The organism is Bacillus sp. DU-106 (assembly GCF_004799705.1).
Taxonomy (GTDB): Bacteria; Bacillota; Bacilli; order Bacillales; family Bacillaceae_G; genus Bacillus_A; species Bacillus_A cereus.
Map to the genome: position 1 here is coordinate 1,360,100 of NZ_CP026607.1, position 23,891 is coordinate 1,383,990.

The following is a 23,891-nucleotide window of genomic DNA, read 5'->3' on the forward strand; positions in this document are numbered from 1 at the left end:
GTTTTCTTATTTTTCTTTATTGGCTTTTTTAGACGGTCTTTGTCTAATGAATTGAGATAACATGTACAAAATATATAGTGGAATGGCAATGAATAAGAAAACAGAAAAATTTCCAAATCCTGTTTGATACATTGTAATAATGATTCCAACTAAAAATAGTGTAATAATGATGCTATATCGTGGAATTGGTACATCTTTTAAACTCGGGATACGAATGCGGCTCACCATTAAAAATGCGAACGTTACAAATACGGTAATAAGAACGATTTTTGGAATGGTATGTGAAAATAATGTTAAGAAAGCAACAAGCCCTCCCGCTGCTGTAATCGGTACTCCAGTGAAATATTTCATTGAAGTAGAAGATGGTGTTACATTAAATCGTGCTAAACGATATGCTCCGAAAAGAGGGAATAATCCCGCTATGTATAATCCGATGATTCCGTAGTTTGAGAAAGATGTGTAATACATTAAAACAGCTGGTGCTGCACCAAATGTTACGACATCTGCAAGCGAGTCGAGCTCTTTTCCCATTTGTGAATCAACACGTAATAAACGAGCAACACGACCATCAAGACTATCTAACATCATCCCGATAAGTACTAAAATAGCAGCTGATTTATAATATCCTAAAGATGCATAGCCGATTGATAAAAATCCGCTATATAAATTTCCGAGCGTAAATAAGTTTGGAATAGCTGCTCTATACAAAATCTGATCCCTTGCTTTCTGTAATAAATTCTTAATTAGTGTATGAAAGTTTACTTATTTTATCATACCATAAATTTATTCCTCATACGAAAGAAATTACCAATTTGTGAAAGATTTCATAGAAGGATGGTTCGAAAATTAAGTGAAAATAAAAAGAGGAAGCAACTTGTATAAAGTTGCTTCCTTTACTATTCAAATTTCGTTGTCATCGTTCCGGTTTTATATCGGTTATTAGGATCGAAGCGTAATAAATCTCCATAAATTAATTTATCGGAGAGTTTTAATTCTGTTTTTGCTTTTTCAATATACGGCTGACATAACGTCATGTCAGCTTCTTCACCCGTACTTCTTTTGTAGCACATATTTTTTGTATAAACATACTCTTCAGAAACAAAGCTACCATCACGCATTACCATAAGCGGGTCTTTCTCTTTAATAAATAAGTCAGTTCCAAATTCAACGGATTTATTTGTTTTAATACCAAGTAAATGAAGGAGCGTTGGCTTAATATCAATTTGACCGGATACTTTAGAAACAACTTTTCCTTCTTGGCCAGGCACATGAATAATAAGAGGGACTCGTTGTAATTGCATAGAATCGAATGGTGTAATAGTATCTTTTCCTAGGAACTGTGCCATAGCTGCGTTATGGTTTTCGGAAATACCGTAATGATCACCATAAATGACAATAACGGAATTATCATATAATCCTTCTTCTTTTAATTGTTGAATAAATAATTTAAGAGCTTCATCTGTGTAACGAACAGTTGGGAAGTAGCGGTTTACAACACCACTTTCCGAGTTGAATTCATCAACATATTGATCTTCCGGATTTAGAAGAAACGGAAAATGATTTGTTAATGTAATAAATTTTGTATAGAACGGTTGCGGTAAAGATTTTAACTTTGGAATAGATTGTTCAAAGAACTCTTTATCTTTTAATCCCCAACCGACAGACATTTGCTCCGTTCCTGCGTAATCATTTAAATTAAAATAACGATCATATCCAAGCGCAGGATACATTACATCCCGATTCCAAAACGTTTTATCGTTTGAATGGAAAACGGCAGAAGAATATCCGTATTTCTTTAATTGTTCTGGTGTCGCTGTGTATTCATTTGTTGCATGAGTAAAGAATACAGAACCACGATCTAGCGGATAAAGTGAGTTTTCAACGATAAATTCAGCATCAGAAGTTTTGCCTTGTCCAGTTTGATGATAGAAGTTATCGAAATAGAAACTATCCTTAATAAATTCATTTAAAAATGGTGTAATTTCTTTTCCATTTATTTTTTTATTAATAACAAAGTTTTGTGTAGATTCCATTGAAATTAAAATTACATTTTTACCTTTTGCAGCTCCAAATAAGTTTTTATCAACTTGTTTGTCTTTTGAGTCTGTATAGTTTTTAATTTCAGAAAACCCATCCCCACTTGCAAATACACGCTCAGCTGAAGACTTGGATTGAAGCGTAATATCAAATAGATGGTATGTGTATAAACCTAAATTCTTCACGACAGTTTGACGGTCAAATGAGCGCGAGAACATTTGTGGTTTATAAATAACTGATACAACAATTTGTAGTGCTAATAAAGCTGTTACACCGCTAAAGAAAGTTCGCTTCTCTGAGCGGGAAAGTGGTGTTTTGTCGCCAAATGATGGGAATTTACGTGAAATAAACATTAAAATAATTGCATCTGCAAATAAAAGTAATGTTTTGTACGTAAAGAGTTCTTTTATACTTGTCCCTAAATCAGCCATATTGTTTGTTTGGAATAAAACCGGGAAAGTAACGAAATCGTTATAGAACCCATAAAACATTGCGTTTCCAAATAAAATAAATGACAGTATAAAACTGATTCCAATTATAATTCGGTTTCGGTGCTTAGATGCAAGTAAAGCTAAGCCGAAAAATAAAAGTAACGCAGCTAGTGGATTGATAAAAAGCATGAATTCTTCAAAGAAATTATCAATTTTAATATCAAATGCTAGCTTGTACACAATATATGTTTTAATCCATAGTAAAACGACTGCAACGAGTGCAAATCGCAGTTTTGGAAACAGATGTTGTAGCATAATATACTCCTCTCCTAAAAAGCATGACAGTTCTTGTGAGTCAGTTTGCTTAACCACTCATTTTATATATACGAACAGTCCTTTGTTATTATGATTATTATACTATGAGTATCATTATACGAAAATAAAAGAAGGTTGTGGGCTTTTTTATAATAATCGAGTAGAAAAAGAGTGGTGGGAGACAATAAAACAGAATTTCTATGTATGATAATTATCGTACGCAGAAAGAATCGCGTGATAATACGGAGGTTATAATGCGAAAATTATTATATTTTATAGCATGCAGTAGTGTTATACTTTTTACTTCACCGAGTGTGTCGGTAGCCCAATATGATGCACCTCTTATGGAAGATGCACTTTATTCTGTTTTATTTCCAAAAATAAATAAAGCAATTGAAAAACAATATGGAAGTTTGAAACCTTATCAATGTCCTAAAATTATTAGTTTAAAAAAAGTGTATAGCGGTACATATTTATTTCAAGCAAGTATTGAAGTGACAAAGTATGAACGTGTTGCTGGGAAAATTGCTCCACCATTTGAGAAGGTAACGATTACATTTAATAACGAAGAAGGCGAATGGGAAGTGACAAAGATTTCAGTAAAGCGCTTACCAAATGATACGAAACTAAACTGTAAAAAAACAATATAAAAAATTGTTTGACAAATAAAATGGTCCTTTGGTATTGTTAATAGCAACAATTAGATGTTTGAAAATTAAATAGACTTACCTCATCTACTCTCAAAGGTAGAGGCCGCGATAGGAAAGAGTAAGCTATGGGAGATTTAATGGAATCTGTGATCATAGGTTGAAAGGGACTATTGCCGAAATATAAGAATAACCATCTTATTCATATATTGGGACTGCATTGAATAAATGTAGTACTGTCATAAGATTTATTTTATGGAGAGCTATTTGGAGATGTTGATGCGGTTTCTTATTTTGAGGAGATAACAACTCGTTTATTTTTTCAATATATATTTTTCCTAATAAGAAACGCGTGTGAACATTGTTCCGCGCGTTTTTTGTCTATCTAAAAGCGTGCTGCAATGAATAGAAGATTGGGGTTATGAGTTTTAGAGGAAATAAGGGAGGAATTTAAATGTATTTACACGGCACAAGCCGAATTAATGGGCAAGGACACTTAGAAATTGGAGGGTGCGATACGACGCAGCTAGCAAAGCAATACGGAACACCACTTTATGTATACGATGAAGAGTCTATTCGAGGAAAATGCCGAGCATTTCATCGTGCTTTTAAAGAAAGTGGTTTCTCTTATCAAGTAGCATATGCAAGCAAGGCGTTCTTGTGCATGGAGATGTGCCGAGTAGCTCGTGAAGAGAATATGTCATTAGACGTTGTTTCTGGGGGAGAATTATATACTGCGCTCCAAGCAGGATTTCCGGCATCACGTATTCATTTTCATGGAAATAATAAAACAGAAGAAGAAATAGTGATGGCTCTTCAGGCGAATATCGGTTGTTTTGTCGTAGATAATTTCTTTGAATTAGAAGTTTTACACGATTTAGCGATGCAACATGGGAAATTTGTGAACATATTAATTCGTGTAACGCCTGGAGTAGAGGCGCACACACATGAATATATTACAACAGGTCAGGATGATTCGAAATTTGGATTTGGTGTTTCAAATGGTCAAGCAATGCAGGCAATTGGATTGGCTTTACAAAAATCCAATTATAATGTGCTAGGGATCCATTCACATATTGGGTCGCAAATATTTGAAACAGCTGGTTTTGTTCGAGCAATTGAAGTTCTTCGCCAATTTTTAGAAGAAGTGAGAGAGCAAACAAACTATGTAGTAAAAGTGTTAAATGTAGGCGGGGGATTTGGAATACGTTACACAGAGTCAGATACACCATTAACTCTTGAGACATATGTGCGAGCTGTAACAAGTGCAGTGAGAGAACAATTTACTGTATGTGAATATCCATTGCCAGAAATATGGATTGAGCCAGGCCGTAGCATTGTAGGTGATGCTGGGACAACAATTTATACAGTTGGATCTGTGAAAGATATTCCTGGTATTCGGAAATATGTATCAGTCGATGGTGGAATGACAGATAATTTAAGACCTGCTTTATATAATGCGCGTTATGAAGCGATGTTAGCGAATCGAGCGAATGATGAGAATGAGGAACTCGTTTCGATTGCCGGGAAATGCTGTGAGAGTGGAGACATGTTGATTTGGGATATTCATTTACCGAAAGTCGCTGCTTCTGATTTACTAGCAGTTTCCTGTACAGGAGCATACGGGTACTCGATGGCGAATAATTACAATCGGATTCGAAGACCAGCCGTTGTCTTTGCAAAAGGCGGAACATCGCAAGTAGTTGTGGAACGCGAAACATATGAAAATATTATTGGGAACGATCGCATACGTATTAAAGAGCTTGTCTAAATAGGAAAAGGAGTTGTTCGAATGGGCAATTCCTTTTTTATAAAATAAAATAATTAAAATATATCGGAAAACTAGGATTGAAAAAAATCAGAATTGTGATAAAATACAAATACAAAGCTTATCAAGAGAAGCGGAGGGAACTGGCCCGAAGAAGCTCGGCAACCTGCTTATAGAAAGCAAGGTGCTAAATCCAGCAAAATGGGATCCATTTTGAAAGATAAGGTAAAATATATTACCGAACAGTCTTTTCGAAATGGGAAAGATTTTTTTTATGAATAAAAAGGGGGGCTGTTCGCGTGAGTGTACGGGAACATTTTGATGAAGTATCCGAGAAGATTGAAGCGATGCTTGCTGATATGAAATATGGTTCAATTACAATTGTTGTGCAAGATGGGAAAGTAATTCAGTTAGAGAAAAGTGAAAAAGTACGTTTAAAGTGAAAAGCGCTGACTAGAAAAACTAGAGGCGGTTTTAACCTATTTTCATTAGGTTAAAACCGTCTTTTTGCTTTTACAGGGGGAAAAAACATGTTGACGTATGAAACGTGGGAAGAAAATGTTGTTTCGTTTTCGGAAGAAGATGAAACAAAAGGTGCGTTATCAGTATTAAATTGGGCTTATAAAGAATATAAAGATGAGGTTGTCTACGCATGTAGCTTTGGGGTGGAAGGTATGGTATTGCTACACATTATAAACCAAGTAAATCCATCTGCTAAAGTTGTATTTTTGGATACAAATGTTCATTTTCAAGAAACGTATGAATTAATTCGAAAAGTGCGGGAACGATTTCCTTCATTGAATATTATAGAAAAACAGCCAGAACTTACACTTGATGAACAGGCGAAGTTGCATGGTGAAAAACTGTGGGAGAGCAATCCGAATCTTTGTTGTAAGATTAGAAAAATTTTACCTTTAGAAAAATCATTAGTCGTGGAAAAAGCATGGATATCGGGCTTAAGAAGGGAACAATCAGAAACACGTAAGCATACAAAGTTTATAAATCAAGATCATCGTTTTCAATCTATTAAAGTTTGTCCACTCATTCATTGGACGTGGAAAGAAGTTTGGCGATATGTATACAAACATAGCTTGCCGTATAACCCGTTGCATGATGTTGGCTATCCAAGTATTGGGTGTGAGAAATGTACGTTACCTGTAGGGGATGGTGGCGATTCAAGAGATGGTAGATGGGCTGGAAAAGTGAAAACTGAATGTGGTCTTCATTACCAATAAGATGAATCTTGAAATAAAGCTAAGAGAGGATATAGAAAAATGAGCATAGTAAACGAATTAGTAAACCGTATAGATGAGACATATGACGTATCACAAATTGAAAAAGAAATTAAATTAGACAATATTGCGTTAAGTGATTTAGAACTATTGGCGACAGGTGGATATAGCCCCCTTACTGGTTTTTTAGGGAAGGAAGATTATGATTCTGTTGTAGAAACGCTTCGTTTAGCAAATGGTAGTGTGTGGAGTATACCGATTACATTACCGGTAACAGAAAAAGTCGCAGAAAGCCTGAAGGCTGGAGAGGAAGTAAAGCTTGTCAACAATGGAAATATATACGGTGTCATTCAAATAGAAGATATTTTTGTACCAGATAAAGAAAAAGAAGCGTTACTTGTATATAAAACAACGGATGAGGCTCATCCAGGAGTGAAAAAATTATATGAACGACCAAACGTTTACGTTGGAGGAACTATTATTCTAACAAAACGCTTTGAAAATAATCAATTTCCTTCTTATCATTTAGACCCAATTGAAACGAGGGAAGCATTTAAAAAACGTGGGTGGAAAACAGTGGTCGGATTTCAAACGAGAAACCCGGTACATCGTGCCCATGAGTATATTCAAAAATCTGCTCTTGAAATTGTAGATGGTCTCTTTTTAAATCCGCTCGTTGGAGAAACGAAATCGGATGATATTCCTGCTGATGTAAGAATGGAAAGCTATGAAGTACTTCTTCAAAACTATTATCCGAAAAATCGTGTCTTTTTAAGTGTATTTCCTGCTGCCATGCGTTACGCAGGACCAAGGGAAGCGATATTTCATGCGTTAGTAAGAAAGAATTTTGGATGTACCCACTTTATAGTAGGGCGTGATCATGCTGGAGTAGGAGATTATTACGGAACGTATGAAGCGCAAGAAATCTTCACAAATTTTACGATAGAAGAGTTAGGAATTACACCACTATTCTTTGAGCATAGTTTTTACTGCACGAAATGTGAAGCGATGGCTTCAACGAAAACATGTCCGCACGGAAAAGAAGATCATGTTATTTTATCGGGTACAAAAGTAAGGGAATTATTAAGAAACGGTGAGATTCCGCCAAGTACATTTAGTCGTAAAGAAGTAGTGGAAGTACTAATTAAAGGCTTGAAAAAAGAAGTAGTAACAGAATAGGGAGAGAACGAGATGGATACGAATATTACTTGGCATACAGCTTCGGTTTCAAAAGATGAGAGAAGAGTGAAGAATGGACATCATAGTTTTGTAATTTGGTTTACTGGTTTATCAGCTTCGGGTAAATCTACAGTAGCGAATGCGGTCGCTCGTAAACTGTTTGAAAAGAATATTGGAAACTATGTGCTGGATGGGGATAACATTCGCCACGGTTTAAATAAAGACTTAGGATTTTCTGAAAGTGATCGCATGGAAAATATAAGACGTATTGGCGAAGTGGCAAAGTTATTTGTAGACCAAGGAGCAGTTGTCCTTACAGCATTTATTTCACCATTTCGAGTAGACCGCAAACAAGTAAGAGATTTATTAGCGGTAGATGAATTTATTGAAATTTTTGTGAAGTGTCCGATTGAAGAGTGTGAGAAACGTGATCCGAAAGGACTTTATAAAAAGGCAAGAAAAGGTGATATTAAGGATTTCACAGGTATTGATTCGCCTTATGAAGAGCCAGAGCAAGCGGAATTAATTGTAGAAACGCACAAATATTCTATTGAAGAATGTGCAGAACAAATCGTGAAGTACTTACAAGAGCGTAGTTTTATATAGGGGGATAAACAATGAGTTATGAAAAAGTATGGGCTAACAATGAAAAATTAAATCAGACCGAGAAAAATAAATTAGAAAAAGATGGCTTAGAAATTTTTAATGATATTCCTTACTATGCGGAAAATGGTTTCGAATCTATTCCGAAAGAAGAGTGGGATGCCTTTAAATGGGCAGGCTTGTATTTACAAAGACCGAAAGAAGCTGGTTATTTTATGATGCGGGTAAATATTCCGTCAGGGATTATTACAAATGCACAGGCAGAAGTACTTGCTTCTATCGCTGAAGATTATGGACGTAATGTAATAGATATTACGACGAGACAGGCGATTCAGTTTCACTGGTTAGAAATTCAGCAAATTCCAGATATTTTTAAAAGATTAGCAAGAGTTGGGTTATCTTCAGCGGGGGCTTGTGGTGATATAACGCGGAATATTACAGGTAATCCGCTTGCTGGCATTGATGCAAATGAACTATTCGATACAGCGCATATTGTAAAAGAAGTATATGATTACTTCCAACATAATGAAGAGTTTTCTAACTTGCCACGTAAATTTAAAATGTCTATTAGTTCTAATATTTATAATTCAGCAAACGCAGAAATTAACTGTGTTGCATTTACGCCTGCAACGAAAGAAATAGATGGTGAGAAAAAAGTTGGTTTTCATATAAAAGTAGGTGGAGGATTATCAGCTCGACCGTATTTAGCTGATGAATTAGATGTATTCGTTTTACCAGAAGAAGTGAAGGCGGTGGCGATTGCGATTGCTACTATATTCCGTGATTTTGGATATCGTGAAAAACGTCATTTAGCTCGGTTGAAATTTCTTGTTGCGGACTGGGGAGCAGAGAAATTTAAAGAGAAACTAATAGAGTATACAGGGCCTTTACAAAGTAAAGGGGAAAGTGCACTCAAAGGATGGAATGCAGGCTATTTTTATGGTGTTCAAGACCAAAAACAAAAGGGATTAAAATATGTAGGTTTTAATGTACCGGTAGGTCGTTTACATGCAGAAGAAATGTTTGAGATTGCAAGAATCGCAAAGCAATATGGAAATGGACAAATTCGTACATGTAACTCGCAAAACTTCATTATTCCGAACGTTCCTCCGGAAAATGTAAAAGGATTACTTAGTGAACCGCTGTTTGAAGCGATATCTGCTAGCCCGAAATCATTTATTGGTCATGCGGTTTCATGTACCGGTATTGAATATTGTAATCTTGCACTAGTAGAAACGAAAGAAAGATTACGAAAAATTGCAGAATACTTAGATACACAAATTGCACTCGATGTTCCAGTTCGAATTCATATGGTAGGCTGCCCAAATTCATGTGGTCAACGTCAAATTGCTGACATTGGGCTACAAGGGGTGAAAATGAAAACGAAGGAAAAAGGTATTGTTGAAGCGTTTGAAATATACGTAGGTGGAACATTGTTAGATGGCGGTGCCTACAATCAAAAGTTAAAAGGAAAAATAGATGGCGAGGATCTACCTGATGTACTCGCATCATTTATAAGTTATTTCAAAGAGAATAAATTACCAGCCGAAACATTTTATGATTTTGTAGGTCGTGTTGGTGTAGATACATTACAAATAGCGTTAAATAACGTGCTAGAAGAAGTAATAGCGTCTTAGGAGGGACGATATGGATTTATATCGATTTGAAGCTGTGTTAGTAAATAGTATTGTTCCGATTGTTGTTGTTGCTCAAAGTGAAGAACAGGCATTTAAGCTTGCGGAGATTGAGCTTGAAAAGCATTTTTTACCGTTGCCAGAGGTAAAAGAGATTTCTTTGTTTGAAAAAAAGAAGATTCGAAAAGGTGAGGCATTTGTTATCCATGAGTAGAGATTAGTAATACGAAAAAATAAAAACTTCCATTCTTATATACGAATGGAAGTTTCATTTTAATAGAAGAAATGAGGAGAGATGATGGGAAAGGTTTATATTGTTGGAGCGGGTCCTGGCGATCCAGATTTAATTACTGTTAAAGGGTTGAAATGTATTGAGAAGGCAGATGTTATTTTATACGACCGACTTGTGAATAAAGAGCTGCTTTCATACGCAAAGCCTGACGCGGATTTAATTTATTGTGGAAAACTCCCGAATTATCACACGATGAAGCAAGAGACAATTAACACGTTTCTTATTAAGTATGCGAAAAAAGGAAAAGTTGTAACGAGGCTCAAGGGCGGCGATCCATTTGTGTTTGGTAGAGGGGGAGAAGAAGCTGAAGCATTAGCAAAGCAAGGTGTACCATTTGAAATCATTCCTGGTATTTCAGCTGGAATAGCTGCTCCTGCTTATGCGGGCATTCCAGTGACGCACCGTGATGCAAGTGCAAGTTTTGCTATTGTGACTGGGCATAGGAAAGAAGGTGCTGAAGAAGAAGTGAAATGGGAAAGTTTAGCGAAAGGTGTAGAGACTTTAGCGGTATATATGGGGGTTAGTAATTTGCCCTACATATGTGAGCAACTTATGAAGCATGGAAAAGATAAAAGTACGCCAGCTGCTATTATTGAGCAGGGGACGACGTCTATGCAACGCACAGTTGTTGGAACGTTAGGGACAATTGTAGATGTTGCGAAAAAAGAGCAAATTCAAAATCCGAGTATGATTGTAATTGGAGAGGTTGTCCGTTTTAGAGAAAAAATTCATTGGTTTGAGAAGCAGACAGAAAATGCTTATCAAGTAAGTGGAGTGTTGTAAAATGAAAGCCGTCTTATATATATGTCATGGAAGTCGTTTGAAGACAGCGAAAGAAGAGGCGATTCAATTTATTACATCGTGCATGAGCCGTATAGAAGCGACTATTCAAGAAGTTTGTTTTTTAGAGTTAGCGAATCCTTCTATTGAAGATGGTTTTCGTACATGTGTGAAGCGTGGGGCCACTGAGATTATTGCTATCCCTGTTTTTTTATTAGCGGCAGGTCATGTAAAAAAAGATATCCCTTTTGAATTGGAAAAGTTAACTAATCAATTTTCGGATGTTAAAGTTACCTATGGTAATCCGTTTGGTGTATCAGAAACACTTGTTAAATCGGTGTATAGCGGAAGTGGCATCGAACAGGAAGATAAAAATGAAGTGACGTTACTTCTTGTTGCAAGAGGGAGCAGTGATCCTGAAGTATTAAGAGATATAAACTGGATTGCCTCTTTATTTCAAACAAAAGAGAAGGTTAAAAAAGTAGAAGTTTGTTATTTAGCGGCTGCAGAGCCAAAATTTGAGGAGAAGTTAAAGGAAGTTGTAGAACGAAAAGAAAAGAACATCGTTGTACTGCCTTACTTGTTATTTACAGGTTTACTTATGAAACATATTGAGAAAGAAGTGCGCCAATATGAAGTGGAAGAGATAAAAATTAGTCCATATTTAGGGAAGAATGAAGCGTTTCAAGATATGTTAATTCAGAAAACGACGGAGTTATTGAAAGGAGATCAGTATGTATCCACTTACAGTGCGAGTTAATGAGAAACGCGTTGTTGTTATTGGCGGGGGAAAAGTTGCAGGATTTAAAATTATTCCTTTACTCAAACAGGGTGCGGATATAGTTGTGATAAGTCCAGAATTAGATGCGAATTTAGTAAAACTTGTGGAAGAAAAGAAAATTCGTTGGTATCAAAGAGAATATGAAAAAAGTGATATTAAAAGTGCTTTTTTAGTTGTTGCAGCGAGTAGTGATTCAATATTAAATGAACAAGTTGCTGAAGATGCCGCTGAGAATCAATTAGTAAATGTTATTACAAATCCGGAAAGTGGTAATGTTCATTTTCCGGCAGCGATTCATCGTGGTTTACTTAATATAGCAGTTTCTACTGGGGGAGCGAGCCCGAAGCTCGCAAAAAAAATTCGAGATGATATTGCAAATAAATATGATGAGACATATGAATCGTATTTAGATTTTTTATATGAAGTAAGGTTGAAGTTAAAAGATTTACAGTTAGAAAAGAGGGAACGAAATATATTGCTCCAAGAAGTGTTGAAATCAGTATATGTGCAAAATGAGGGGAAAAGAGAAAGTTTTTTACGTGAGTTAGAGGAAAAGGTTTTAAAATAATAAAAGATAAAGTGCGCTTTACAAATATAAAAATATAATTTATAATCACAAGTAACTTCAATAGATGAAATCGATGAGCAAGAAGAGTACGTATATTTGATGCGTTCAGAGAGCTGGGGTTAGGTGGGAGCCCGGTACGATAAAATATACAGAATGGGCTTGCGAGAGGTATGTTGAACATTGTAGTAGGCAACCCGGGTTCCGCCGTTAAAAGGATAGAGTATCGGAATTATTCCTGTACTTGAACAAGTGGGATTTATCAATCCAATTGAGGTGGTACCACGGTATTTACATTACATATATCGTCCTCTACATGCATATTTGCGTGTAGGGGACTTTTTTATTTTCTAAAGGAGGTGTGCGAGTATGAAATGAAAGTGTATAATTAACAAAAGTTTAAATATTCAGAAAAGGAGAAATTATGATGAAAGAAACACAGCAATGGACGTCGAAAATAGGCTTTGTACTCGCAGCAGCCGGAGCCGCAGTAGGTCTTGGTGCGATATGGAAATTTCCATATGTTGCAGGTAATGGCGGGGGAGGCGCATTCTTCCTTGTATTTTTACTATTAACTTTATTTATAGGTATGCCTCTTCTAATAGCGGAGTTTGTTATTGGACGTAGCACGCAAAAAGAGGCGGTTACAGCTTATAAAGTACTAGTGCCAAATAGCAAATTATATCCTTGGATTGGTCGTATGGGAGTTGTTACTTGTTTTAGTGTACTATCTTTTTATAGTGTTGTAGGTGGATGGATTTTACTTTATTTATATTATAGTGTGACAGGAAGTTTCTGGAATGGTGCAGCTGATTATGGACAATTGTTCGGTGAAACGATTTCAAATCCATTAAGTGCGATTGGAGCACAATTTATCTTTATGCTTTGTACGATTTTTGTTGTAAGTAAAGGTGTAGAGAAAGGTATAGAAAAGGCAAGTAAGTACATGATGCCGCTATTATTTATTTTATTTATTGCGATTATTGTTCGTGCGTTAACACTCGATGGTGCTTTTGCTGGAGTAGAGTTCTTCTTAAAACCAGATTTTTCAAAGCTTACAGCAGATACAATTTTATATGCGATGGGACAATCTTTCTTCTCGCTAACTGTAGGTGCCTCGGTAATGGTAACGTATAGTTCGTATTTAAAGAAAGAGGAACATTTAGCGAAATCGGCAACATCTATTGTAAGTTTAACTGTTTTTGTTACAGTACTTGCAGGATTAGCAATTTTCCCAGCGATTTTCGCATTAGGAGTTAAACCGACTGAAGGACCGGGATTACTGTTTATCGTCCTTCCAGCAGTATTTGCAAAAATACCATTTGGTCAATTTTTCTTTATTATGTTTTTAATTTTATTCTTCTTTGCGACTTTAACATCAGCAATTTCAATGCTTGAAATTGTAGTAGCATCTGTTGCGAAAGGTAATGAGAAGAAGCGTCCGTCAGCATCATTATTAATTGGTATTCTTATTTTTGCAGTTGGTATTCCATCAGCGTTATCATTTGGGATTATGAGTGACGTGAAAATATTTGGGAAAACATTCTTTGATTTAGTCGACTTTTCGGTAAGTAACGTATTGCTGCCGTTAGGAGTACTAGCTATTTCATTATTTGTACCAAATAAAATGAGTAAAGAGTTGTTGATGAAAGAATTAGAAGTGACGGAAACGAAAGGGAAAACGTTATTTAACATTTGGTTCTTCTTACTTCGTTATGTTATTCCGGTAACTGTAATAATTGTATTTTTAAATGCGATAGGTGTATTTAAAATGTTTGCATAAAAAAAGGCGGGGATCTCCCGTCTTTTTTTATGTTGATGAATGTAATAGACGATTATACGCTTTATAGGCTGTGGTGACTGCGAGGAATGAACCGATTAAAAATAAAACTGAGCCGCCAAATGTAAATATCCGGCCAATATACGTTTCTCTAGCTTCTTCTATTTTTTGTTGTAATTGCGTATTCATATGGATCACCTCGTAAACTATAGGCATTTAGTTATAGTCTATGTAGAATGCCTATATTGTGTGAAGTGTAAATGAAAAACCTCGGTAGGCACCGAGGTTTTTTATAATCCGATATAAGGAGATGGGTCAACTGCGTTTGTCTTGCCGACATTCCATTCTCCAAGATGAAGTTCGAAGTGTAAATGTTGTCCGTATGATTGGCCCGTATTCCCCATAAATCCAAGCTGATCGCCTTGTTTTACAGTTTGTCCATTCGATACAGAACGACTATTCATATGAGCATATACTGTCGTATATGTTTTTCCGTTTATACGGTGAGATAAATACACTACGTTTCCGTAACTAGATGATAATTCTGAGCGAATAACAACGCCATCTGCAGCAGCGATAATTGGAACCGTTCCCGAAGCAGCGATGTCAATTCCTTTATGGTTATCTAAAGAACGTACACCAAATCCGGAAGTTTTTGATCCAGCTGCTGGTTTGATAAAACCACCGATATTTGTATCATGTGGTGTTGGGGCCGCTTGAGCAGATTTAGTAGCTTGTTGTTTGCGGGCCTCTTCTGCCTGTCGGGCTTCTTCCGCTTTACGAGCTTCTTCCGCCCGTTTTTCTTCTTCAATTGCTTTTTGAACAGCTTGACGTTGATTTTCTAAAATGCCCTTGGATTCTTCTAATCCTTCAATCTCTGAATCTACTTTTGCTACTTTCGTATGTAGATCGTTAATAAGAGTTTGTTGCTGCTGTTGGTTATTTTGTAATTCTTGTTGTTTTTGTTCTAGTTTTTGTTCAGAGTCTTTCAGTTGTTGTTCTTTTTTCTCAACAGCCTCTTTTTCTGTCGTTACAGCATTTTGATCAGATGTTTGTTTTTTTACAATATCTGTATCGTTGTTTAATATTAAACTTACGGAGTACATATTATCAACAAGATCAGCAATGTTTGTAGAGTTTGTTAATACTTCTGTAATGATATTTGTACGCGGTTTTTCTTGCATAGATTGTAATCGTTGTTTAATAACTTCCTGACGTGTATCTATGTTTGTTTGTAATTGTTCTATATGTTTCTTTTTGTCAGTAATTACTTGTTGTGTTTTGCTAATTTCTTTTTTTGTATCGTTTAATTCAGTCTCATTTTTATTAATGGAAGTAGTTAATTCATCAATTTTCTTCTGTAATTCTTGAATTTCTTTTTCTATTTGTTCTTTCTCGACTGATTTATTTTGTAAGTCACTTTGTTTGCCTTCTAATTCAGATTGAATGTTAGATAATTTATCTTGATTCGTTTCAGCGTATACGGGTGAAAGTAACGGGGAAGCAAAAATCGTTCCTGCTGCTAAAACACTAAACGCTGCAAATTTCTTTTTCATTGTTGTCTGACTCCTTTCCCTATGAATGTTATATATCATAAGAAGAAGGGTGTCTATCGTTGTAATCATAATGTAAAGAAAATTTTATAAAATTGCTAAGTTTTGTCGGAATTTATCATTTTTCAACTGTAATTGTCATAGTGCTTACATTTTATTCATATGTGTAACAAAGGTATATTTTGGAATTTTTCTGTAAAATGAAGGAGGAAAGTAATCGTTTTTATGAGGTGAAATATTACTTGGAAAGCTAATAAAACACTAGTGAGGAATCGTTCTCATGTGAGGTTTTCTGACATGGGTCTACTTTTTGTCAAGAAAATTATTTGCGTTCGGGCAAAGTTATTTTGTTGTCAGATTTAAATTTTTGATTTATGATTTTTAACAGGGACAAAATGTAGTGAATTGTCGAATAATATGTAATACTCTTAATTTCTTAGTTTTATAGAGATAGAATGAGAGATAGAGTGACACATCGAAGAGGGGGTTACAACAAATATGAAAAGAATAGGACTAGCATGGCAAATATTAATAGGACTTGCGCTTGGTATTGCGGTTGGGGCGATTTTCTTTGGCAATCCAGCAGTGGTGAGTTATTTACAACCAATTGGTGATATTTTCATCCGATTAATTAAAATGATCGTTGTGCCAATTGTTGTAGCAAGTATTGTTGTTGGGGTTGCTGGTGTTGGTGATGTTAAAAAACTAGGTCGACTAGGCGGAAAAACAATTATTTACTTTGAAATCATTACAACAATTGCAATTATTGTCGGTCTATTAATAGCGAATATTTTCCAACCAGGAAAAGGCGTAAATATGGAGCAGTTAACAAAGACAGATATTTCGAAATATACACATACGACAGAGCAAGTACAAAGTCATTCATTTGCAGATACATTTGTAAATATTGTTCCAACGAACATTATGAAGTCGTTAGCTGACGGAGATATGCTAGCTATTATCTTCTTCTCTGTACTATTTGGTTTAGGTGTAGCAGCAATTGGTGAAAGAGGAAGACCAGTTCTTCAATTTTTCCAAGGTGTAGCTGACGCAATGTTTTACGTAACAAACCAAGTTATGAAATTTGCGCCATTTGGTGTATTTGCACTAATTGGTGTTACAGTTTCTACATTTGGTCTTGCTTCATTAATTCCATTAGGGAAATTACTAATTGTCGTATATGGAGCAATGATCTTCTTCGTCGTAGTTGTCTTAGGACTTACAGCGAAAATATTTGGAATTAACATTTTCCAATTCTTTAAGATTTTAAAAGACGAGCTGATTTTAGCGTATTCTACAGCAAGCTCAGAAACAGTTTTACCAAAAATCATGGAGAAAATGGAGAAATTCGGTTGTCCGAAAGCAATTACATCTTTCGTTATTCCGACAGGTTATTCATTTAACTTAGATGGATCAACTTTATATCAAGCAATTGCGGCTATTTTCTTAGCGCAAATGTACGGTATTGATTTATCTATTACACAACAAATTACATTGTTGCTTGTATTAATGGTTACATCAAAAGGGATCGCAGGTGTACCGGGCGTATCATTCGTTGTATTATTAGCGACACTTGGTACAGTAGGTATTCCACCTGAAGGCTTAGCGTTCATTGCTGGTATTGACCGTATTTTAGATATGGCTCGTACAGCAGTTAACGTTGTAGGAAACTCTTTAGCAGCTGTAGTTATGTCTAAGTGGGAAGGTCAATATGACGCTGAAAAAGGACAAGCTTATTTAAAAGAGATTTCTGAAAAGGGTCAAGCGGCTTAATTATAATATGAACAAGCTCTCACATAATATGTGGGAGCTTTTCTGTATATAGAAGAGGAGCAGACATAATGAAACGAAAATATGGTGACGGTTCTTCGTGGAAGAGACTAATAGAAAAGAGTTATACGGTTAAGCAAGTGGAAGAGGGAATGCTCGGAATACTGGATATAAAAAAGGTGAGAGAGCCTAGTTGTAAACAATATGATGGTGAAGAACTTTGTATTGCAGCAGATCAGTATACGTGGATTCAATATTTCATAGACGGGAAAAACTTTGCGATTACCGCTATGTTAGATGATCAGAAAAAATTAGTGCAATATTATATCGATGTGGCGAAAGAATATAAAATAGACGATCGTGGTTTACCGTATTTTGATGATTTATATTTAGATGTAGTATTATTATCTAGCGGTAAGGTGTATGTATTAGATGAAGAGGAGCTAGAGGATGCTTATAAAAGTGGTGATGTCACGAAGGAAGAGTATGAGCTAGCTTGGCACACTACGAAATGGATATTAGCAACAATAAAAAATAGTGAATTTTATTGGATTTCAATATTGGAAGAAGAAATCGAAAAGTTAAAATGATTGTTGTATTCAAATTTTTGTATAATTACCAAAAAAATCTATACAAAAAATAATTGACTTTTGTTTTGTAAGCGAGTAAAGTTAGGGAAGAAATTATTATTAAAAAATAAATATGAAACCTTCTTATAAAGAGAGGCGGAGGGACTGGCCCTACGATGCCTCGGCAGCGGACTCGATTTCAGAGTGCTGTGCCAAATCCAGCAAGCGTGTGCTTGAAAGATGAGAAGAGTGTTTCTTATAGATGTATAAGACCTCTTCTCATCGGAAGAGGTCTTTTGTTATTTATTAGAAAAAGGTTGAAACTAGGGAGAGATGGTACTTTGAAAGAAACGAGAGGAAATGGTTTAGCTTTATTACCACTTGGGATATTTTTGGCGCTATTTATTGGTTCTGGAATTATTACAGGTGATTTCTATAAATTGCCGATACTTGTAGCGATTTCAATTGCTGTAGGGGTCGCTTTAGTGATGAATCGTAAAGAAAGTTTTAATGTGAAAGTAGAGCGGTTCGCTAAAGGTGCAGGAAATCCGGATATTATGATTATGGTATTAATTTTTGTGCTTGCAGGTGCGTTTTCTGAAACTGCTAAAGGAATGGGCGGAGTAGACTCAACTGTTAATTTAGCGTTAACTATTTTACCGCCAGGATTTATCGTAGCTGGAATCTTTGTTATTGGTGCATTTATTTCATTAGCGATGGGAACTTCAATGGGAACAATTGCAGCATTAGCGCCGATTGCTGTAGGTATTAGTGGTCAAACTGATATCTCAATTGCGCTTGCAATGGCTACTGTTGTTGGCGGAGCGATGTTTGGTGATAATTTATCATTTATTTCAGATACAACAATCGCAGCTGTTCGTTCACAAGGAACAGAAATGAAAGATAAGTTTAAAACGAACTTTTTAATTGTGTTACCAGCGGCTATTATTACAATTGTACTATTAGTAATAGTTACTTCAGGAAGTGACACGCAGATTAAAGCACATAGCTTTGATTGGATAAAGATTTTACCGTACGCAGGAGTACTTATTACAGCGCTACTTGGCTGGAATGTACTTATTGTATTAACTGGTGGAACTTTACTATCTGGTGTTATCGGCCTTATAGATGGAAGTTACACGTTAGAAAGTTTCTTTAAAAGTGTAACGACTGGAATGGGCGGTATGATGGAGTTAGTATTACTTGCTATATTAATTGGCGGTATGGTTGAATTAATCCAATATAATGGTGGTATTCAATATTTAATGAATGTATTAACACGTAATATTCGTTCGAAAAAAGGAGCGGAATTTGGTATTGCTGGTTTAGTGAGTATGACGAATATGTGTACAGCGAATAATACGATTTCAATTATCTTTACAGGCCCGCTTGCAAAAAATATTGCAGATCAATATGAAATAGACCCTCGTAAATCAGCGAGTGTATTAGATCTTTTCTCATGTTGTGTGCAAGGATTAATTCCGTACGGTGCCCAAATGTTAACGGCAGCAGGATTTGCAGCGTTATCTCCGGTTGAATTGTTGCCATATGCATTTTATCCAATCTTAGTTGGAGTATGTGGTATTGTTTCTATTTTAATTGGGTTTCCAAGGTTTTCGAAAGTAGCTGAGAAAAAAGAGTATCATAAAACAGCTTAATTTAATATGAATGTTAGTAATTAAAAAACGTGCAGAGAATAGACTCTGCACGTTTTTTTGCGTAAAGGGCTGAATATGACTCGGTCTTAAGTCTGAGTTAAAAACGGTTCTTAAGCTCGTTATGGAAAGATGAAAAAATAGTTAAGATAAGAGTATCAAATCGAAGGGAGGCAAGCACAAGATGAAACAATTTCTAGCGTTTATCGCAGCCGGTATTTTGGCTTTAATTGCTCTTGGTAGTCTTGCTGGTATTGTAGGATTCGCAATCGGAGCAGGAGTTGTATATTGGAGCTATAAATCATTTGTGCGAGCTAAATCATTTTTTGGAAAGTTAGCTTGGGGTATTGTTGGTTTAATCGGTTTATCCATTGCGCTTTCTCATTCGCCAGCATTAATCGGTATCGCTGCTTTAGTGGTTTTATACTACGGATACCGTGAGTGGAAAAAAGAAAAAGATGTAGTTGTTGAATCTGCTCCAGAAAGTTCTAAACCATATAGTAACTTTGAAGATGAGTGGAACAAATTAATGAAAAACTAAAACAATAAATCAAATTATAAATAAAGTAGAAGAGAGGAAGATTTATAATGAAACAATCTTTATTCGGACGTGTACGCGATGCAATTTTAGCTGATTTTCATAACGTGTTAGATGAGAAGGAAAGAAAAAATCCAATTGCGATGTTAAACCAATATTTACGTGATAGTGAGCGTGAAATAACAAAAATTGAGAAGTTAATTGAGCGTCATAAAACATTAAAATCTAATTTTGCTCGTGAGCTTGAGCAAGCACGTTATTTCGTTAATAAAAGATCAAAGCAAGCTATCATTGCTCAAGAAGCAGACGAATTACAATTGCACGAACGTGCGTTAGAAGAGGTAGCTTATTATGAAGGGCAAGTAACTCGATTAGAAGAAATGTATGCAGGTGTTGTAGAGCAAATTGATGAGTTAGAGCGTCGTCTTTCTGAAATGAAAAATAAATTAAAAGAAATGCACGCAAAGCGCATGGAACTAATGGCACGTGAAAATATGGCACATGCAAATCGTCGTATGAATACTGCGATGCATAAAATGGATGAAAATAATCCGTTCTTACGATTTGAAGAGATTGAAGATCATATTCGTGACTTAGAAACTCGTATGAATGAAGAGCATGAGCGTGACACGTTTGATATGAAAATTGCAAAACTTGAGCGTGAAATGAAAGAAAAGAATGATGTATCGTTAACGAAAGAGTTAACAAAATAATAGTAGTATATTATAAAACAGGCTTATGATATAGTGATAGGAGAAAAGGTGTTGGAAAGCAATGCCTTTTCTTCTATGTATATGTGACAAGAAGGGGGGAGCTGAAATGAAGAAACATTTTTCAAAGACACAATTAATGGGGATGCTCCTCATCATATTTGGATTCGGTCTTTTTCTTGATATGATACTTGGACATTTTGAACCAGGTGGTCTCATTTTTGCATTTATTATGCTTATGTTTGGAAGGCATTATCGTAAAAAGAATCGTTATGTACGGGGAAATGTATTTTTATTTGTTGGTGGTATCGTATTTTTATTTTTCTTATTTTCATCAGCAGCATTTGTTCTTGTCGTATTTGCTTGTTTAGCTTTAATTGGTTATCAATTGATTCAACAAGGGCATCAGCAAAAAGCAATGAAGGTTGAAATTAAAGAAAAAGGGATTATAGACGAAGAGAAGCAAATATATCGTACAGAAACATATTTGAAAAATATGTTTGTAGGCAATGTACGAATGATGGATCATATTTATGAACTTGAGGATATTAATGTTCAATATGGTGCTTGTGATGTGGAAATAGATTTAACAACTGCTATGATTCCAGAAGGGGAAACGGTAATTGTTATTCGGGGTGTCGTTGGTAATATTCGTTTATATGTGCCATATGATATTGAACTTTCTTTAAATCATTCTGTTATTGTCGGACGTGTGCTCTTGCCAGGTCATGAAGAGACAGGGTTTAACCGCAATGTTACATTTAGAACAGAGCAGTATAAAGAGGCTCCTCGTCGTATTAAAATTATTTCTTCGCTTGTCGTAGGCGACACGGAAGTGAGGAAAGTATAATGAAGAAACAAAAAAATATTTCGTGGATGTATATTCGTTATTCTATGTTGTCCTCTGTTAGTATCGCACTCATTTGTACAATTGTATATGTATGGAAAAGCGAGCAACAAGTGTATGATTTATTATGGAAGGAATCCATCGCTTCTGTTCCAATTGGCTTGTTTATTATGACTACAAGTTTACTTATCGGGGGAATTGTAGGATATGCAATCGGTTATTATATAGAGCAGCGTATACAAGGATTAAATACTTTTCTATTTGAAGTAGAGCGAGGGAATTTTCCGAGCGATGTTTCGTTTACTGCAGATGATGAATTTCATGAAGTGGAACGAAAAGTAATCGTTCTGGCTCGTCGATTAGAGGAGCAAGCTGGACTCTTTCAAAAAGTAACGAATGAACGAGCTCATTGGAATGAAGAGATGAGACAAGAAGCGATTTCTCAAGAAAGGCATCGTTTAGCAAGGGAGTTGCATGATTCAGTAAGTCAGCAGCTTTTCGCAATGTCGATGATGATGTCAGCGATTAATGAACAAATAACTGAATTTCCAGATGTGACAAAAAAACAATTGCAACTTGTTGAAAATATGGTTGTAAATGCTCAATCAGAAATGAGAGCATTGCTCCTTCATTTACGTCCTGTACAATTGGAAGGTAAGAAACTGACAGAAGGTATAGAGGAATTATTAACGGAATTATCGCGAAAACAACATATGAAAATTGAATGGCTTATTGAGCCAATAGAATTAAAAAAAGGTGTAGAAGATCATTTATTCCGTATTGTGCAAGAAGCGCTATCAAACACGTTGCGACACGCGAAGGCAAAGAAAACAGAAGTGCGCCTTCGAAAAATTGATCAATATGCGATTTTAAAAATCATTGATGACGGCGTTGGGTTTGAAGTAGGGGTTAATAAGGCTGGTTCATATGGCCTAAGATCGATGCAAGAGCGTGTTCATGAAATTGGTGGGACACTTAAGGTACTTAGTTTCCCGACCAAAGGTACACAAATAGAAGTAAAAGTACCGATCATGATTGAGAGAGGGGGAGAAGTATGATAAAAGTATTGCTTGTCGATGATCATGAAATGGTTCGTATGGGTGTATCGGCATATTTATCTACACAGCCAGATATTGAAGTAGTAGGGGAAGCTGAGAATGGAAGAAAAGGATCAGAGTTAGCATTGCAATTAAGGCCGGATATTATTTTAATGGACCTTGTTATGGATGAGATGGATGGTGTCGAAGCAACACGTGCTATTATTCAAGAATGGCCAGAAGCAAAAATTGTAGTTGTAACAAGCTTTTTAGATGACGAAAAATTGTATCCTGTTATTGAGGCTGGGGCGACCAGTTACTTATTAAAAACATCAAGAGCAAGTGATATTGCTGATGCTGTACGAGCTACTTATGATGGAGAAACAGTATTAGAGCCGAAAGTTACCGGGAAAATGATGTCCCGTATGCGTCAAAAGAAAGAGCAACCTTTGCATGATGATTTAACGGAAAGAGAGTTTGAGATTTTGTTATTAATTGCAGAGGGAAAAAGTAATCAAGAGATTGCGGACGAGTTATTTATTGCACTGAAAACGGTAAAGACACATGTGAGTAATATATTAAATAAATTGAATGTAAGTGACCGTACTCAGGCGGTTATTTATGCATTTAGGCATCAATTAACGAAGTGATAAAGTGAAACTTTAATCAGTGGGGAGGTTGTTCCTCTCCCACTGATTATCAGCCCTCACCAATCGGGCTTTTACGGGCAGTTAATGCGAAGCTTTAATTGGAGGGGAATTCCTCGCTGATTATTGGCTCGATACAATATAGATTTGGCATTAAAACAATTGAATGTTTTTATTGACGATAAATAATGTAAGCGTTATCATTGAGGTGTTAACAGTACATATAAAGGGGAGAATGTATATGTTAGTTCAAACTATATTCGGAATGGATAAGTCTAAAAAATTAGGGGATTATGTGAACGCATTACAAGCGCTTTGTGAACAATATAATGTTGAAACAGATAAAATTGCGATTATTGAGGCAACAGAGGAATACTATTTATTTTTAGTAAAGCAAGAAGAGCGCTATGATGTTGTCAAGGTAGAAACAGTTGATACAAATATTGAATATTATACGAAGGCTTATAAAATAAGCAGTTTTAATCATGCTGCGTATCAAATGTAAAAAAACTCCCTTTTGG

At 35.7% G+C, this 23,891-nt stretch carries 25 protein-coding genes, 3 riboswitches and 1 other annotated feature; of the genes, 21 read left to right on the forward strand and 4 right to left on the reverse strand.

Going from position 1 to position 23,891, the window contains the following annotated elements:
- Positions 1 to 6: 6 nt before the first annotated feature.
- Together pssA and C3Y97_RS07065 are read right to left on the reverse strand one after the other, a co-directional pair.
- Positions 7 to 708: a CDP-diacylglycerol--serine O-phosphatidyltransferase gene (pssA, locus tag C3Y97_RS07060; protein WP_000285417.1), complete on the reverse strand. Its 702-nt coding sequence runs from the start codon at positions 706 to 708 to the stop codon at positions 7 to 9.
- A 188-nt stretch (positions 709 to 896) separates the two neighbouring features.
- Positions 897 to 2,783: an LTA synthase family protein gene (locus tag C3Y97_RS07065; RefSeq protein ID WP_000939078.1), complete on the reverse strand. Its 1,887-nt coding sequence runs from the start codon at positions 2,781 to 2,783 to the stop codon at positions 897 to 899.
- A 254-nt stretch (positions 2,784 to 3,037) separates the two neighbouring features.
- Here C3Y97_RS07065 and C3Y97_RS07070 point away from each other — a divergent pair, with 254 nt between their 5' ends.
- From C3Y97_RS07070 to C3Y97_RS07125, 12 genes are all read left to right on the forward strand, one after another.
- On the forward strand, positions 3,038 to 3,433 hold the full coding sequence (locus tag C3Y97_RS07070) for a DUF3888 domain-containing protein (protein ID WP_001228823.1): 396 nt from the start codon (positions 3,038 to 3,040) through the stop codon (positions 3,431 to 3,433).
- An 89-nt stretch (positions 3,434 to 3,522) separates the two neighbouring features.
- Positions 3,523 to 3,704, forward strand: a riboswitch (Lysine riboswitch).
- A gap of 180 nt (positions 3,705 to 3,884) precedes the next feature.
- Entirely contained in the window at positions 3,885 to 5,201 is a 1,317-nt protein-coding gene (gene lysA / locus C3Y97_RS07075) for a diaminopimelate decarboxylase (RefSeq protein WP_000280648.1), read from the forward strand.
- A 115-nt stretch (positions 5,202 to 5,316) separates the two neighbouring features.
- Positions 5,317 to 5,425: riboswitch (SAM riboswitch) on the forward strand.
- A 72-nt stretch (positions 5,426 to 5,497) separates the two neighbouring features.
- The gene (locus tag C3Y97_RS07080) at positions 5,498 to 5,641 is read left to right on the forward strand and encodes a YezD family protein (RefSeq protein ID WP_000116158.1); all 144 of its coding nucleotides are present in this window, start codon (positions 5,498 to 5,500) and stop codon (positions 5,639 to 5,641) included.
- A gap of 87 nt (positions 5,642 to 5,728) precedes the next feature.
- Positions 5,729 to 6,433, forward strand: a complete 705-nt coding sequence (locus tag C3Y97_RS07085; RefSeq protein WP_000959022.1) for a phosphoadenylyl-sulfate reductase — start codon at positions 5,729 to 5,731, stop codon at positions 6,431 to 6,433.
- A 39-nt stretch (positions 6,434 to 6,472) separates the two neighbouring features.
- Entirely contained in the window at positions 6,473 to 7,609 is a 1,137-nt protein-coding gene (gene sat / locus C3Y97_RS07090; RefSeq protein WP_000029491.1) for a sulfate adenylyltransferase, read from the forward strand.
- Positions 7,610 to 7,621: 12 nt separating this feature from the next.
- A complete protein-coding gene (gene cysC / locus C3Y97_RS07095; RefSeq protein WP_136363226.1) occupies positions 7,622 to 8,215 on the forward strand; it encodes an adenylyl-sulfate kinase in 594 nt (197 codons plus the stop codon).
- An 11-nt stretch (positions 8,216 to 8,226) separates the two neighbouring features.
- Positions 8,227 to 9,849: a nitrite/sulfite reductase gene (locus C3Y97_RS07100; RefSeq protein ID WP_078386019.1), complete on the forward strand. Its 1,623-nt coding sequence runs from the start codon at positions 8,227 to 8,229 to the stop codon at positions 9,847 to 9,849.
- A gap of 10 nt (positions 9,850 to 9,859) precedes the next feature.
- Positions 9,860 to 10,060 carry a DUF3906 family protein gene (locus tag C3Y97_RS07105; protein ID WP_136363228.1) on the forward strand — a complete coding sequence of 67 codons (201 nt, stop codon included), beginning with the start codon at positions 9,860 to 9,862 and terminating at the stop codon, positions 10,058 to 10,060.
- 84 nt (positions 10,061 to 10,144) lie between these two features.
- Complete coding sequence (gene cobA, locus C3Y97_RS07110) at positions 10,145 to 10,921, forward strand: uroporphyrinogen-III C-methyltransferase (protein WP_000521262.1); 777 nt, start codon at positions 10,145 to 10,147, stop codon at positions 10,919 to 10,921.
- Position 10,922: 1 nt separating this feature from the next.
- The gene (locus tag C3Y97_RS07115) at positions 10,923 to 11,678 is read left to right on the forward strand and encodes a sirohydrochlorin chelatase (protein WP_000648887.1); all 756 of its coding nucleotides are present in this window, start codon (positions 10,923 to 10,925) and stop codon (positions 11,676 to 11,678) included.
- Positions 11,653 to 12,267 (forward strand): NAD(P)-binding protein, encoded by a 615-nt coding sequence (locus C3Y97_RS07120; protein WP_000283356.1) that lies wholly within the window; start codon positions 11,653 to 11,655, stop codon positions 12,265 to 12,267. The genes C3Y97_RS07115 and C3Y97_RS07120 overlap by 26 nt, the downstream gene beginning before the upstream one ends.
- Before the next feature lie 64 nt (positions 12,268 to 12,331).
- Positions 12,332 to 12,580, forward strand: a binding site (T-box leader).
- A 111-nt stretch (positions 12,581 to 12,691) separates the two neighbouring features.
- Entirely contained in the window at positions 12,692 to 14,047 is a 1,356-nt protein-coding gene (locus C3Y97_RS07125; protein WP_000665430.1) for a sodium-dependent transporter, read from the forward strand.
- A gap of 27 nt (positions 14,048 to 14,074) precedes the next feature.
- On the opposite strand, the gene C3Y97_RS27790 is transcribed toward C3Y97_RS07125, so the two are convergent.
- Both C3Y97_RS27790 and C3Y97_RS07130 read right to left on the reverse strand, forming a co-directional pair.
- On the reverse strand, positions 14,075 to 14,233 hold the full coding sequence (locus C3Y97_RS27790) for a hypothetical protein (protein ID WP_001096001.1): 159 nt from the start codon (positions 14,231 to 14,233) through the stop codon (positions 14,075 to 14,077).
- Between the two features lie 101 nt (positions 14,234 to 14,334).
- A complete protein-coding gene (locus C3Y97_RS07130) occupies positions 14,335 to 15,600 on the reverse strand; it encodes a murein hydrolase activator EnvC family protein (protein WP_000726086.1) in 1,266 nt (421 codons plus the stop codon).
- Positions 15,601 to 16,095: 495 nt separating this feature from the next.
- Between C3Y97_RS07130 and gltP the strand changes: the two genes are divergently transcribed.
- The 9 genes from gltP to C3Y97_RS07175 all read left to right on the forward strand — a co-directional run bounded on the left by gltP (position 16,096) and on the right by C3Y97_RS07175 (position 23,875).
- Entirely contained in the window at positions 16,096 to 17,370 is a 1,275-nt protein-coding gene (gltP, locus tag C3Y97_RS07135; RefSeq protein WP_000821134.1) for a glutamate/aspartate:proton symporter GltP, read from the forward strand.
- A 68-nt stretch (positions 17,371 to 17,438) separates the two neighbouring features.
- Positions 17,439 to 17,957 (forward strand): ribonuclease FAU-1 family protein, encoded by a 519-nt coding sequence (locus C3Y97_RS07140; RefSeq protein WP_136363230.1) that lies wholly within the window; start codon positions 17,439 to 17,441, stop codon positions 17,955 to 17,957.
- Positions 17,958 to 18,077: 120 nt separating this feature from the next.
- Positions 18,078 to 18,183: riboswitch (SAM riboswitch) on the forward strand.
- 94 nt (positions 18,184 to 18,277) lie between these two features.
- Entirely contained in the window at positions 18,278 to 19,594 is a 1,317-nt protein-coding gene (locus C3Y97_RS07145; RefSeq protein ID WP_100655218.1) for a Na+/H+ antiporter NhaC family protein, read from the forward strand.
- 181 nt (positions 19,595 to 19,775) lie between these two features.
- Positions 19,776 to 20,132 carry a lmo0954 family membrane protein gene (locus tag C3Y97_RS07150; protein WP_000808640.1) on the forward strand — a complete coding sequence of 119 codons (357 nt, stop codon included), beginning with the start codon at positions 19,776 to 19,778 and terminating at the stop codon, positions 20,130 to 20,132.
- 47 nt (positions 20,133 to 20,179) lie between these two features.
- Complete coding sequence (locus C3Y97_RS07155; protein WP_000814124.1) at positions 20,180 to 20,842, forward strand: PspA/IM30 family protein; 663 nt, start codon at positions 20,180 to 20,182, stop codon at positions 20,840 to 20,842.
- A gap of 106 nt (positions 20,843 to 20,948) precedes the next feature.
- On the forward strand, positions 20,949 to 21,689 hold the full coding sequence (gene liaF / locus C3Y97_RS07160) for a cell wall-active antibiotics response protein LiaF (protein ID WP_000716095.1): 741 nt from the start codon (positions 20,949 to 20,951) through the stop codon (positions 21,687 to 21,689).
- A complete protein-coding gene (locus C3Y97_RS07165; protein ID WP_100655219.1) occupies positions 21,689 to 22,744 on the forward strand; it encodes a sensor histidine kinase in 1,056 nt (351 codons plus the stop codon). Before liaF ends, C3Y97_RS07165 begins: the two co-directional genes overlap by 1 nt.
- A complete protein-coding gene (locus C3Y97_RS07170) occupies positions 22,741 to 23,373 on the forward strand; it encodes a response regulator (RefSeq protein WP_000598707.1) in 633 nt (210 codons plus the stop codon). Before C3Y97_RS07165 ends, C3Y97_RS07170 begins: the two co-directional genes overlap by 4 nt.
- Before the next feature lie 163 nt (positions 23,374 to 23,536).
- Positions 23,537 to 23,875, forward strand: coding sequence for a DUF3922 domain-containing protein (locus tag C3Y97_RS07175; protein WP_119683145.1), 339 nt, complete (start codon positions 23,537 to 23,539; stop codon positions 23,873 to 23,875).
- The last annotated feature ends 16 nt before the right edge of the window (positions 23,876 to 23,891 follow it).